The following is a 14,239-nucleotide window of genomic DNA, read 5'->3' as shown; positions in this document are numbered from 1 at the left end:
CTATGTATATCCTCTTTTATATCGCATTTTTTTTATTTTTTTTAGAGACGGACCACCTTACCGTAAGATTTCCTGTCACGGTGCCATAATGTGCAAACCAGATGCAAATATACCCGCTTTCCATTAGTCTACACTAAGATGAACCTCCAGAAAAGCTATAGATATTGCCAGAAACATCCGAAAAAAGAAGAAACAGGAGGAAAATTCCAAATGCAATGCTCATTGAAGAAGACACGCCCATTGCATTGAGAATTTTCCCCTTGTCCGGCAGCCATATCCCGGGCAAAAACAAACATAGTCATAATTATTCCGCTATCGGTTATATCGGCTGCCCCACTGATTGTAATAGATTCTTTTGAATCACCTTAAAATTAGTTCTTTAGAACTATTAATCATTTTCTTTTTTCTTGCCGGATTTACCTTTGTTAAATTCTTCAAAATACGTAGCGACTTCTAAGTGGATAATCCCCTTTTTCCCGCCGTCCAGCTGGGAAACGATAGAAGGATAGGTCTTCATCCGGTCGGCAAATGTTTTAATAGAAGCGGTAACTACATACCCGTCGTTCATATACAGCTTGATCCGGTCCTGATCCATTTTTACCGGTGTATAATAGATTTCAGAAATCGACTGCTTTAGCGAACCGGAAAGCTTATCAAGCTGTTCCGCCATTTTGACCCGCTTTTTCGCGTTTGTCCAGTCAACCAAAATCGGGCCCGCGTCATCCGGCGTGACTTCGTTCGGCAGCACGGTGCCGTTCTCCAGCACTTCATAATACACATCATTCCGCTGCAGATACGCGATCGTCTTGTATTCTTCAATGTGAATGCTGACTTTATTAGGAAATACTTTTGAAAGATCCGCCTTTTTCACCAGTTTATTCTGCTCAATCTTTTCTTCTGTTTTTTTCTTGTTCAGACTCCAGAACTCGGTTTGTCCGTTATGTATATCAGAAAGCGCGTTGATCTCTTTTACAGACACGTTTTCGTTTCCGGAAACGGTGACAGAAGAGACTTTGCTGATCGGCATCTGCAAGTACACGATGATCAGCACCATCATAAAAAAGAGCACAATGAATGAAATCAGCCGGCGGTTTGCTTTTTGTTTCCGCTGCTCTTTGATTTTCGGAATCCGCTCTTCAATATTTACGATTTTTTCTCTTTCATGATTTGGGTTCACTGCCTGTCCACCTCACTAAGAATGAAACAGCTTGACATTCGTCTGATTGAAAAACAAACGGCATGCTGTGATGCCGTTTGACATTTGTTAAAAGTATATCACATGAGCTCATGTAAATCAGAGAACCTTTTAACGATTCCCGCCGATGATTTCAACTTCTGTATGCATGTCAACATCATACTGCTCACGGATTGTCTTTTTCACATACTCAATCAGGTCGAGAACGTCCTTGGCAGTCGCTCCGCCGGCATTGACGATAAAATTCCCGTGCATTTCGGATACTTTCGCTCCGCCGATCTGATGTCCTTTTAATCCCGCTTTTTCAACGAGGTTTCCGGCATGATTCGGCAGCGGATTTCTGAATATGCTTCCGGCGCATGGGCTTGAATACGGCTGCGTATTTTTTCTGTAATCTTTGTTCTGCTGCATTTGCGCCGTAATGGCTTCCCGTTCCTTTTGCTCAAGCTGAAGAACTGCCTCGAGACAGACGCCGGGGCGTTTTTTCTGCAAAACAGACGTTCTGTAGCTGAAATCCATCTCTTCGTTTGTCAGCCATTCGATTGTGCCGTCTTCAAATAAGATACGGGCTTTCACAAGAATCTCACTCATATCAGATCCGTGCGCCCCGGCATTCATATAGACGGCCCCGCCGATTGATCCGGGGATGCCCGCTGCAAATTCGAGACCGGACATTCCTTTTTTACTCATGGAAGTCGCAAGCCGGACGACCGAATAGCCGCCTCCGACCGTCACCTGATCACCGTCAATCTCCAAATGATCCAGACCTGCGCCCAGTTTGATGACAACTCCTCTTATGCCTTCATCAAGCACGAGCAGATTTGAACCGCGGCCGATAACCGTCCATGGCAGATCATGTTTCTTCACAATATCCATAATATCTTTGACCGCTTCCACACGGTTGGGGATGATTAAAATGTCCGCCGGACCGCCGATTTTCATCGTTGTATGGTTCGCGAGCGGTTCTTGTTCCAGCACTTTGCCGACTTCGCGGTCTCTTAATTCCTGAATTACGTTCTCCATCATAAACCTCCGCATTCCATTTGCTCTATTTTTTTATGTCTTCCATGATACTGTACAGTCTGGCTGCCGCATCCGGAACACCGAGTGATTTTGTCCGCTCACTCATGTCTTTTAAGGTTTCTTCATTCATGACGATTTTGTCCAGCGCAGCGATCAGTTTTTCTCCGCTGAGCTCGGTTTCCTTCAGTACGATTGCAGCGTCATGCTGGCTGAGCGCCTTCGCATTGACTTCCTGGTGATTGGCTGTCACATACGGGCTCGGAATAAGCACGCTCGGAATGCCGAGAGCGGTGATCTCCGCAATCGTCGTCGCTCCGGCTCTTGCCACAATGACATCAATTGATTGTAAGTACTCCGGCATTTGGTGCAAAAACGGTTTTGTCACCATATTATCAGCGGCTTTTCCGCCTTTCAGCTCAGCCGTTACCTTCTCGTAATGCACTTCCCCGGTAATATAAAGCACTTGGTAAGGTCTCGTTTTCAATTCTTCCTGCATATCTATCACGGCACGATTAATGGGAGCCGCGCCTCTGCTTCCGCCGAAAATGAGCACCGTTTTTTGATTATCTTTCAGCCCGAACTCAGTTAATGAGCGGCCTGTCTTAATTGAGACGACTTCAGAGGCTCTCGGGTTTCCCGTAAACACAACTTTTTCAGCAGGAAAATGTGATTTTGCCTCTTCAAAGCAAATTGCCACCTTATTAACATATTTCGAGAGAAACTTATTTGTGATGCCTGGAAGGCTGTTTTGCTCATGAATGATCGTCGGAATTCCCATTTTTGCCGCCGCGTATACAACCGGACCGCATACATAGCCGCCTGTACCGATAACGGCATCCGGTTTAAACTCTTTTAAATATGATTTGCTTTTCTTCACGCCTTTTAAGAAACGCATGACGGTTTTTACATTTTCAAAAGAAAGTTTTCGTTTGAAACCTGTAATTTCAATGGCGCGGAACGGGATATTTTCCCGTTCCACAATTTTTTTCTCAAGACCGTTCTCTGTTCCGATATACAAAAATTCCACATCCGGATGCCGGCGCTGAACTTCTTTAATAAAGGCCAGAGCCGGATAAATATGTCCTCCGGTTCCGCCTCCGCTTACTGCAATACGCATTCGTATGTCCCCCTTAATCACATAGCGATAACCCTGTTTTTTAGGACAGGGTTATTGATGTTGTCTGTTTTTTTATAGATAACGAATAGATCATGAGTGATGAGGCAAGATACAGATCAATACCTCGAGTACCGGCTGACATTTAAAAGCACGCCGACCGCTGCGAGCATCAGCGTCAGTGATGAGCCTCCGTAGCTTAAAAACGGCAGCGTAATTCCTGTTACCGGGATCAGCCCCGTCACAACGCCGATATTAATCATGACTTGAATAGCTATCATAGAAATAATACCGATGGCGACAAAGCTTCCGTATAAATCCGGCGCGCCGAGGGCAATCCTGACGCCCCGCCATAATAAAATACTGAACAGCAGCAATATGAGCGAACCGCCGATAAAGCCGAGTTCCTCAGATAAAATAGCAAAAATGAAATCGGTTTGCGGCTCCGGCAGGTAAAAAAACTTTTGCCGGCTTTGGCCGAGCCCCATCCCGAACAGTCCGCCCGGACCTACGGCATAGAGCGACTGAATGATCTGAAATCCGCTTCCAAGCGGGTCCTCCCACGGGTTTAAGTAAGAGGTAATCCGTTTAATCCGATAAGGAGCGGACAGAACAAGCGCCGCAAATCCGCTTAAACCGATGAGTCCGAGGAACGCAAAATGAGCGATTCGCGCACCGGATACAAAAATCATCACGATGCACGTGCCCACCATTACCGTCCCCGTTCCCAGGTCCGGCTGGCACATAATAATAATAAATGCAGAAAACACGATTCCGAGCGCGGGAACGAATCCGCGTCTGAATGACGTAATATTCTTCTGTTTTTCAGAAAGAAATTTAGCCAGAAACGCAATCATCGCGAGTTTCATAAACTCCGAAGGCTGAATGCTGAACGCTCCCACTCCGATCCAGCTTCTTGAACCGTTCCGCACCATTCCGACTCCCGGAATCAGCACAAGCACAAGCAGAAAAAAACAAATGATCAGAAGCAGCTTCGACCATGTGCGCCATGTCCAATAATCCACATTCATAATGAAAAACATGGCAATGACGCCGATCCCCGCAAACAGCAGCTGCCGTTTTGCGAAGAAAAACGAGTCGTCAAATTTATAATCCGCCCATACCGCACTTGCACTGTAGACCATAATTAATCCTATTGTTAAAAGCAATAACGTAATAATAACTAATAACAAATCAGGCGCTGTTTTTTTAGTAGTCAAAGCAATCGACACCCCAAGCATAAGTCATTTAGGGCTGCCGATGAACAGAGACAAGCCCTTACTTAAGCATATGCACGGCATCTATAAACATGTCACCGCGTTCTTCAAATGTTTTGAACTGATCCCAGCTTGCACACGCGGGTGACAAGAGAATGACGTCTCCTTCATTTGAGAGCGCAAACGCCGCAGATACTGCTTGTTCAACATTATCGACACGTTTGACATGTTGTATTCCCAGCTCATTGCCCAGTTTTTCTATCTTCGGCGCTGTCTGTCCGAACGTCAGGACCGCTTTGACATTGTCCATATACGGTTTCAGATCGTCAAAACCGTTGCCGCGGTCCAGTCCGCCTGCAAGAAGAATAACCGGTGCTTTGAACGCGGAGAGCGCTTTGCTTGTGGCCAAAATATTCGTCGCTTTGCTGTCATTATAAAATTTACGATTCCGGATCGCTGTTACATACTGCAGACGGTGTTTGACACCGGTAAAGCTTGTCAGCACCTTCTGAATCGCTTTATTAGACGCGCCCGCCGTTTTTGCCGCGGCTACAGCGGCCAATATATTTTCTAAATTGTGCGCGCCCGGCAGCACGATGTCATCAACAGGCAGAATCGCTTCATCGCCGAACATCAGCATTCCGTCTTTAATAAATGCGCCGCTTGACAGTTCCTGGTGAACTGAAAACGGAACGGTGCCGGCTTTTCCGCTTTCGGCAAGCCGCACGACTGTTTCATCGCTTTGATTCACGATGGCCGTATCACTCTCAAGCTGATGAAGATACACGTTCTGCTTGGCTTTTTCATAGTTTTCACGGCTGTGATGGTAATCCAAATGAGCGTCGAACACATTTAAAATCAGGCCGATTTCAGGTCTGAACGCATGAGTCCCCATAAGCTGGAACGAAGAAAGCTCTGTGACGATCCATTCATCACCGTCAGCATGATAAGCCACTTCACTGGCGACAGTGCCGATATTCCCTGCGATCAGCGTCTTTATCGAATCAGCTTTCAGCATTTCATAAATCAGGGTCGTCGTTGTTGTTTTCCCGTTTGAACCTGTAATGCCGATGAATTTTGCATTGGTGATATAATACGCAAGCTCGATTTCCGTCCAGATCGGGATGCCTCTTCTTTGCGCTTCCTCCACCATGATATTTTCATACGGGATTCCGGGGTTTTTGATCAGAATGGTAATGTGATGCTGATCAAAAAGTGACGTCGGATGCTCACCGCAGATGACCTCGATTCCTCTTTCTGAAAGCCTTTTAGCAGGTTCGTTCTCTTCAAAGGCTTTTTGATCATTCACGACGACGTTAATGCCTTTTTCATGAAGAATCGACGCAGCCGCATATCCGCTTTTCGCCAGTCCGAGGACCAGAAAGTTTTGTTTTTGCAAAAAAAGTTCGTTTTCCACTTATAACCACACCTCGATGTAAATTCCTAAAACGGCAAGCAGCAGTCCTGCAGTCCAGAATGTGACGACAACTCTCCATTCAGACCATCCGACCAATTCGTAATGGTGGTGAAGCGGACTCATCTTAAAGATTCGTTTTCCTGTCGTTTTAAAGCTGATGACTTGTAAGATAACAGATAAGGTCTCAATAACAAAAACTCCGCCGATAATGACGAGCAGAATTTCAAGCTTCGTCAGAATGGCAACGGTCACGATCGCTCCTCCGAGCGCAAGCGAACCTGTATCCCCCATAAATACTTTGGCGGGATGGGCGTTGAATACAAGAAAACCGAGAACGGCGCCGACAACGGCAACCGAGAAAATCGCAACGTCATATTGTGACTGGTTCCACGCAAGGATGGCGAAAGCGCCGAATGCGATAGCCGCGGTACCGGACAAGAGACCGTCCAGACCGTCTGTCAGGTTGACGGCATTTGAACCTCCGACAAGCATAAAGAGAACGAGGATAAAGTATCCCCAGCCGAGATCGATTGACAGATGTGTGCCCGGCACCCTGATGCCGGTTGAAAAATGGCAATAATGATATACTCCGTAGAATACAATGGCAATAATGATCTGGCCGATCAATTTCTGCTTCGACGTCAATCCGAGATTCCGTTTCATTACTACTTTAATATAGTCATCCAGAAAGCCGAGCAGGCCGTATCCGATCGTAACAAACAGCAGAAGAAACATTTCCGCGCTCAGATGCGAAAATTTCTGCGTCATGACAATCGCCGTAATGGCGATGGATACGATAATCATGACCCCGCCCATCGTCGGCGTCCCTGATTTTTTCATATGTGATTTCGGCCCCTCTTCCCTGATACTTTGGCCGAATTTTAAACGTCTTAAAAACGGGATAAGAATCGGAGATATCAGAACACTGATTAAAAATCCCATTATTATTGTAAATAAAATCACTTGCTCAAGCATTGCTCTTTTCTCCTCCCGTTTCGTTCAAACGACATACGTATTTATCATATTCACATTGTGTCCCCGTAATTCTTTTCATTTCCCTCATTCTAACACTCTTTCCTGTTTTACTTTTTATTCAGCTCAACAATAGCTCTTCCCGCTACTTCGGCGTCATCAAAGTCGAATGTTTCATTGCCGATCTGCTGATAGGTTTCATGCCCTTTCCCGGCAATCAGAACCACATCTCCCTTTTTCGCGTTGGCAATGGCAAAAAAGATAGCCTGCTCGCGGTTTGCGATACTGTGATAGTAGGTGCCTTCTACCCCTCTTTCCATATCTCTTAATATGGCCAGCGGGTCCTCGCTTCTCGGGTTATCTGAAGTGAAAATCGGTTCGTCGGCAATCCGCACCGCAATTTCCGCCATTTTCGGGCGTTTCGTTTTGTCCCGGTCTCCGCCGCATCCGACGACGACGAAAAGCTTGCCCTCTGTCATGTCTTTGCATGTATTCAGAACGTTTTCCAGACTGTCAGGCGTGTGCGCGTAATCGACGACCACAGGAAACGGCTGATTGTGATTCACCAGTTCAAACCGGCCTCTGACACCTTGCAGCTCTTCAAGAGCGCTTGTGATCGTATCAAACGGCAGACCCGCTGCGATCGCTGTCGCCGCTGCAGCCAGTACGTTATACACGTTGAAGCGGCCGACGAGTGAAACCGTGATCTGCTTTGTTCCTTTTGGCGTAACAAGTTCAAAACTTGTGCCTTGCGCAGAGATCTCGATTTGTTTCGCCATGACATCGGCATCGTTCTCGATTCCGTATGTAAGGATGTGCGCCGCCGTCACTTTTTCAAAGTAAGCACTGGCTTTGTCATCTGCGTTTAAAACGGCCCGCTTCGGCTTTTCATGGTTAAAGGAGCCGCCCAGCTGGGAAAACAGGAGGCTTTTAGCCTGTCTGTAGTCTTCCATCGTCTTGTGATAGTCTAAATGGTCCTGCGTCAGGTTCGTGAATACGGCGATATCATAATCGCAGCCGTGAACCCTGCCGAGTGACAGAGCGTGCGAAGACACTTCCATAATAGCTGTGTCAACATGCTCATCATTCATTTTCTTGAACGTTTTTTGCAGTGTGACGCTTTCGGGCGTTGTATTTTTGACCGGGAATGTCTCATCCCCGATTTTAATGTACATCGTTCCGATTAAACCGGTCTGTCTTCCCGCTTTTTTGAAAATCTCATCAACCATGTGCGTCGTTGATGTCTTGCCGTTTGTGCCGGTGATGCCGATAAGCTGAAGCTGCTTTGTCGGCTGCCCGTAAAACGCGTCAGAAAGAACGCTGAGCGCCCGCTGTGACCGGCGGACGATAATGACAGGGACATCGACGCCAAGCTCTTTCTCGGCAACGATGGCCGCTGCGCCGTTTTCTGCGGCTTTTTGGGCGAAATCATGTCCGTCTACCGTATACCCTTTTATACACACAAAAAGACTCCCTTTTCTCACTTCCCTGGAGTCCATCTCAATTGAAGTTATGTCAGGGTCATGAAAGTCATTTTGAACAGGTTCGGCCATTAAATATGTAAGCAGCTTTGTAAGTTTCATTGTATCAAACCTCTCAGAAATTCTATTCATTCTTTTATCATGATAACCGTTTATAAAAGTCAGAATGGCTTTTAAACATACAGTTCATATTTTAGCGTAAATAAAAGGATACATCCAGTTAATCTTAAAAGTTATCTTCTTTTTTTCTCTTTATGATAAAAGGCAGCCGAAAACAATCGGCTGCCTCAAAAAGACTCATTCTTCACTCAAGTAAACACGGATCTTTGAGCCTTCTTTTACTTTCGTTCCGGCTGCAGGTGATTGTTTCACAATTTTGCTTCCTTTTCCTGAGGAGTCAATATTCAAATTGACAAGCAGCGACTCAAGATCAGAGACAGACATCCCTACAACATTCGGAACCTCTATTGTTTTTGTGTCGTTCCATTGATATTTTTTCTCGATCTGATTTTTTCGCGGTTTCACGCCGAGCTCCGGCAGACTGTCTCTCATCATATTTCCGACAATCGGCGCGGCGACGGTTCCCCCGAATTGAATCGTGCCTTTCGGATTATCAACCGCGACATACACGACAAGGCTCGGGTCATCAGCCGGCGCAAAACCGATAAAGGAGACGATATGGTTGTTTTCTAGATATTTGCCGTCTTTGACCTTTTGTGCGGTACCTGTTTTTCCGCCGACGCGATATCCTTCCACAAAGGCATTCCGCCCCGTTCCCTGAGCGACGACGCTTTCTAAAGCATATCTGATCTGCTTTGACGTTTCCTGGGAAATAACTTGCCTTTTCGCAATCGGCGATTGTTTCTTAACGGTTTTTTTCGTAACGGGATCAACCCACTCTTTGGCGATAAACGGAGTATAAAGCGTTCCGCCGTTTATTGCTGCGGAAACGGCTGCCACCTGCTGAATCGGCGTGACGGAAACCCCTTGTCCGAAAGCGGTTGTCGCCTGTTCGACCGGGCCGACTCTGTCAAGCGGGAATAAGATCCCCGTTCCTTCCCCTTGCAGATCAATGCCTGTTTTCTTTCCAAAGCCGAAGTCCTTAATATATTGAAACAGCTTTTGTTTTCCGAGCCGTTCCCCCAGCTGTACAAACCCAGGGTTGCAGGAATTTTGAACGACTTCAAGATAAGATTGCGAACCGTGGCCGCCCTTTTTCCAGCATCGGAGGCGGGCGCCGTCAACCTCGGCAAATCCTTTGTCATAAAAGTGGTCTCTTTGCAAGTTTACTTTTTGCTCTTGGAGAGCCGCCGCAAGCGTAATAATCTTAAAGGTCGAACCCGGTTCATATGTGCTCCATACCGGCAGATTCCGGTTGTAAACGGACGGATCTACGGATTGATAGTCAGCCGGATCAAAATCAGGACGGCTTGACATACCAAGCACTTCCCCGTTTTTCGGATTCATTGCGACCGCAATCATTCCGTCGGGATTATATTTCGCCGCAGCATTATCGAGCTCTCTTTCTATAATCGTCTGAACCTTGGCGTCAATCGTCAATTTCATATCAAGTCCGTCTTTCGGAGGGGTGTAATCATCCGCTTCATCAGGCATTTTCTTCCCCTTGGCATCCGTATAAAATTTCACGGATCCCTTTACACCTTTTAAGTCATCATCATAATAAGCCTCCAATCCGAGAAGGCCCTGGTTATCAATACCGGCAAAACCGAGAACATGGGACAAAAAGCTTCCGTACGGATAATGGCGGATGCTGTCTTCAGCCACATAAACCCCTTTTAAGTCGAGCGCTTTGATTTCTTTCGCTTTTTTATTGGAAATTTTCCGCCCCTCGGGTGAGATTTTTTCGATGGAGGTTTTCTTAGTAATGTGTTTGTAGACCTTCTCTTCCGACATATTTAAAACTGACGCGAGAAGCTTGCCCGTTTTTATGGGATTTTGAATCTGGCGCGGTACGACAAAGACGGTCGGTGCGCTTTTATTCGTAGCCAGCTTCACGCCGTTTCGGTCAAGGATCTCTCCCCGCTCAGGCTCAAACGGCAAATTCCGGCTCCAGGAATCCTTAGCCAGTGAAGTCAGCTTTTCTCCCATCACAAATTGGACATAGCCTAATCTGCTGTCAATGATCAAAAAAATGATTACGCCAAAAAGCAAAACCAGTAATAAACGTTTTCGAACCGTTACATTTGAAACGCGCAAGGGACCGTCCACTCCTTATTTAGGCTTGTTTCAATTTATGCCTCAGCTTGGACACATAGAACGGCCGCGCATAAAAAAGAAGCCCGCGGGATCCGCGGACTTCTCTGTCCCGTTAATCAGGATTTTTAAATTTCACCTTGATCACGGTATTTTCTTTCAATTCTTTGCCTTTTTTCACACTTTGGCTTGAAGCGTAACCTTCACCGCTCACATCGATGTGAATGCCTGATACTTTGCTGAATTGAAGCACTTCCCGTCTCGACCATCCGGACATATCCGGCATCGTCATCTTTCCGTCTGTTTTTAAGAAGATTTTCTGATTGGTGATCACATCTTCTCCGGCTGTCGGATACTGGTCTTTTACGGCAACATCGCTGCCGATGACAATCGGTGTGAGATGTTCATTTTTCGCTTCCTTCTCAGCGCCCGTGACTGTCTTATCTGTCAGGTCAGGCATCTTTTGGCTTTTCGTTTCTTCCTGACCGGAATCCGTTTTTTCCGTCGGTTCGATATTCATGTAGTGGAGGCTGTTTTTCATCGTCGGGTTAAAGATTTCCGCAACAGGATCAGAGCTGCTTTGACCCGCTTTTAACTGCGGCTGCTGCACGGCTACATAGATGACGAGCTTAGGATCATTTTTCGGCGCCATGCCCATGAATGAAAACACATAGTTGCTCGTTCCCCTTAAATATCCGCCTGTCCCGGCGATTTGTGCGGTTCCCGTTTTACCCGCGACGTCAAAACCTTCAATTTTATAAGGTTTTCCCGTTCCGATGTCTGACGTCACGACTTCTCCGAGCAGGTTCCGGACTTTTTTCGCCGTATCGGCTGAAATCGGCGTGCCAACTTGCTCCGGTTTTGTCTGCTTGACGACTTTTTTCGTATCGGGGTCGACAATATGATCAATGACGTAAGGTTTCATCATTTTGCCGTTATTGGCAATCGCCGTGACGGCCTGAAGCTGCTGGATCGGTGTTATCGCCGATGCTTGGCCGTAAGCCGTAGACGCTTTGTCAAAATCATATTTGTAGTTAATTTTACTTGATACTTCACCGGGCAGATCAATCCCTGTTTTTTGATAGAGCCCGAATTTGTGCAGGTACTCATTAAACCGGTCAAACCCCAGTTTTTCATTGGCCAGTTTGGCGAAAGCAACATTCGATGACCTCATGAGGCCGTCATGGAAGCTTGTCATACCCCATCCGGCGCCATCGTTCCAATCTTTAACAGGTCCGCCTCCCACTTTATATGTTCCTGATTTATATTTCTCGTTTGCGGAAAACACATTTTCCTGAATCGCCGCGGCAAGCGTAAAGATCTTCATCGTCGATCCCGGTTCATACGCGTACGACACTAAGTCGTTGTAATAATTGGTGACGTTTCTGATATTCGGGTCAAAACTCGGACGCTGCCCCATCGCAAGCACTTTGCCTGTTTTCGGTTCTACGACAGCCGCCATAATTTTTTTCGGTTTATATTTTTCCGCTACTTTCGTCATGCTGTCTTCTAGAAAGGTTTGAATTTTCTGATCAATGGTTAAATATACATTGTCACCGTTTTTAGGTGCGGTGATTTTTTCTTTGCTGTTCGGAAGTTTCCAGCCGGATTTATCACTTTCGTAAGTGACGGACCCGTCACGTTCCGTCAGATAGTTATTCAGTATTTTTTCAAGCCCTAAAGAGCCTTGTATCTCGTTTGTTTTTTCATTCACATCGGCATAGCCGAGAACATTTGACAAAAATATGCCGTTCGGATAGTAGCGCTTCGTATCTCTTAAGAAAGAAATACCCGGAAGATCCATTTTTTCGATCTTTTGTTTTTTCGCATAAGAGATATCGCGGCCGGCTGAACCGAATTCCACCTGCTTCGCGCCATTCCTGTTTAAGATGTCCAGAATCTCGCTTTTATCAAGATTGATAACGGTCGCCAGTTTTTCCGCCGTTTTCTCTTTGTCTTTGACATGCTGAGGATGCTTCGGATCACTCGTCATTTTTTTATCAAGTACGGCAATGAGCTTATATGTCGCCGTGTCCTCTGCAAGCACTTTGCCGTTTCGGTCAAGAATAGAGCCGCGGCTCGCTTCTATCGTCCGCTTTTTTTCGTGCTGCTCGGTCGCTTTTGTTGCAAGTTCTACACCGTTTGCTTTACCGGTTAATTGAATGTACGCCATTCTCCCGAGAATGACAAAGAAAAAGAGAGCGAAACAAATACTGAGTATCGCTGCTCCTCTGTTCATAAACTTATTTTTTTTCGGCATGGGTTATCATTCCTGTATGTTTTTCACTTTTTTATCTTTCAGATTCAAACCGTGCTTTTTAGCGATATCCATCAGGCGCTGCGGCTGGCTTAAGTCAGCCGCCGTCTTTTCGAGATCACCGATCTGCTTATTCTTCTCAGATACTTTCTCCTCCAGTTTTTGCACCTCAATATTGGATTGGTACGCCGCGTATGCCTTTGATACGATAAACATTGAAGTGGAGAGAACGGCAATGGCAAACAGGACGAGCAGCACCTTTTCCCCGAGTGTAATGGAAGCCCTCTTTTTGACAATCACCTTTTTTTCGGGACTTATCACTGGCCGTTGTTGTTTTTCCTGCTGGTAAGCTAAGTTGCTCATAGGCTGATGACCTCCTTTAATGTTGTCATTTGCTGCCCGTTATTTTCGTTTCTCCGCGATGCGGAGCTTCGCTGACCGGGCGCGGTTATTTTCTTCAAGCTCCTCTTTTGATGCCGTAATGGGCTTTCTCGTAATCAGTTTTAATTCCGGTTCAAATTCTTCCGGTATCACGGGAAGACCCGGAGGCAGTTCGGGAAGTGATGATTTTTCCTTGAATGTCGTCTTGCACATTCTGTCTTCCAGCGAGTGAAAAGTGATCACAGACACCCTTCCGCCCGGCTTCAGCACCTCTATCGCTTGCAAGAGGGCCTCTTCAAATACTTGAAGCTCGTCGTTTACGGCGATTCGAATGGCTTGGAATACACGTTTGGCCGGATGACCTCCGCTTCTTCTTGCCGGAGCCGGTATCGCGTCCTTTATTAGATCGACCAGTTGGCCGGTTGTTTGAATAGGCGATTTTTCTCTTGCCTCTTCAATTTTCCGGGCGATCTGCTTGCTGAATTTTTCTTCTCCGTATTTAAAGAAAATCCTCACAAGGTCCTCATACCGCCATTCATTTACGACTTCTTTCGCCGTAAGGGCGGCCGACTGGTCCATCCTCATGTCCAGCGGTGCGTCATGATGATAACTGAATCCCCGTTCCGGTGTATCAAGCTGCGGAGAGGATACTCCTAAATCAAATAAAATTCCGTCGACACTCGTAATGCCGTGTTCATGTAAACACTCTTTTAAATAACGAAAGTTGCTTTTTACCAGAATGAGCTGTCCTTTGTATTCGGACAATGTTTTCTTTGCGTTTTCAAGTGCCGTGTCATCTTGGTCAAAGGCGATCAAACGTCCTTTTTCCGATAATTGCTGCAATAAATATGTACTGTGCCCGGCGCCGCCAAGGGTGCAGTCCACATAGGTTCCGTCCGGTTTGATATTTAAACCGTCGACGGTTTCACGAAGAAGTACTGTCTTATGCTGAAACATTTGTGTCGGTC

The 14,239-nt window shown here is 46.2% G+C and carries 11 protein-coding genes; all 11 read right to left on the bottom strand.

Features of this window, described 5'->3' with window-relative positions:
• Positions 1–388: 388 nt before the first annotated feature.
• Entirely contained in the window at positions 389–1,177 is a 789-nt protein-coding gene (locus G9F48_RS03285) for a cell division protein FtsQ/DivIB (protein WP_024085278.1), read from the bottom strand.
• A gap of 129 nt (positions 1,178–1,306) precedes the next feature.
• The gene (murB, locus tag G9F48_RS03280) at positions 1,307–2,218 is read right to left on the bottom strand and encodes a UDP-N-acetylmuramate dehydrogenase (RefSeq protein ID WP_015388267.1); all 912 of its coding nucleotides are present in this window, start codon (positions 2,216–2,218) and stop codon (positions 1,307–1,309) included.
• A 25-nt stretch (positions 2,219–2,243) separates the two neighbouring features.
• Positions 2,244–3,335, bottom strand: coding sequence for an undecaprenyldiphospho-muramoylpentapeptide beta-N-acetylglucosaminyltransferase (gene murG, locus G9F48_RS03275; RefSeq protein WP_003154428.1), 1,092 nt, complete (start codon positions 3,333–3,335; stop codon positions 2,244–2,246).
• A 116-nt stretch (positions 3,336–3,451) separates the two neighbouring features.
• Complete coding sequence (gene spoVE / locus G9F48_RS03270; RefSeq protein WP_003154430.1) at positions 3,452–4,552, bottom strand: stage V sporulation protein E; 1,101 nt, start codon at positions 4,550–4,552, stop codon at positions 3,452–3,454.
• Between the two features lie 58 nt (positions 4,553–4,610).
• Entirely contained in the window at positions 4,611–5,966 is a 1,356-nt protein-coding gene (gene murD / locus G9F48_RS03265) for a UDP-N-acetylmuramoyl-L-alanine--D-glutamate ligase (protein WP_165409024.1), read from the bottom strand.
• Complete coding sequence (gene mraY / locus G9F48_RS03260; RefSeq protein WP_007409707.1) at positions 5,967–6,941, bottom strand: phospho-N-acetylmuramoyl-pentapeptide-transferase; 975 nt, start codon at positions 6,939–6,941, stop codon at positions 5,967–5,969. It lies immediately after the preceding gene.
• Positions 6,942–7,048: 107 nt separating this feature from the next.
• Positions 7,049–8,521, bottom strand: coding sequence for a UDP-N-acetylmuramoyl-L-alanyl-D-glutamate--2,6-diaminopimelate ligase (locus G9F48_RS03255; RefSeq protein ID WP_165409023.1), 1,473 nt, complete (start codon positions 8,519–8,521; stop codon positions 7,049–7,051).
• A 195-nt stretch (positions 8,522–8,716) separates the two neighbouring features.
• A complete protein-coding gene (locus G9F48_RS03250; protein ID WP_003154438.1) occupies positions 8,717–10,636 on the bottom strand; it encodes a stage V sporulation protein D in 1,920 nt (639 codons plus the stop codon).
• 112 nt (positions 10,637–10,748) lie between these two features.
• Positions 10,749–12,893, bottom strand: a complete 2,145-nt coding sequence (pbpB, locus tag G9F48_RS03245) for a penicillin-binding protein 2B (protein ID WP_014304966.1) — start codon at positions 12,891–12,893, stop codon at positions 10,749–10,751.
• A 6-nt stretch (positions 12,894–12,899) separates the two neighbouring features.
• Positions 12,900–13,253: a cell division protein FtsL gene (ftsL, locus tag G9F48_RS03240; RefSeq protein ID WP_003154442.1), complete on the bottom strand. Its 354-nt coding sequence runs from the start codon at positions 13,251–13,253 to the stop codon at positions 12,900–12,902.
• A gap of 39 nt (positions 13,254–13,292) precedes the next feature.
• On the bottom strand, positions 13,293–14,228 hold the full coding sequence (rsmH, locus tag G9F48_RS03235; RefSeq protein WP_007409704.1) for a 16S rRNA (cytosine(1402)-N(4))-methyltransferase RsmH: 936 nt from the start codon (positions 14,226–14,228) through the stop codon (positions 13,293–13,295).
• Positions 14,229–14,239: the final 11 nt, after the last annotated feature.

Origin of the sequence: Bacillus sp. EKM420B, assembly GCF_011065565.1 — a bacterium.
GTDB lineage: Bacteria > Bacillota > Bacilli > Bacillales > Bacillaceae > Bacillus > Bacillus velezensis.
This window is presented reverse-complemented; position numbering and strand designations above follow the sequence as displayed.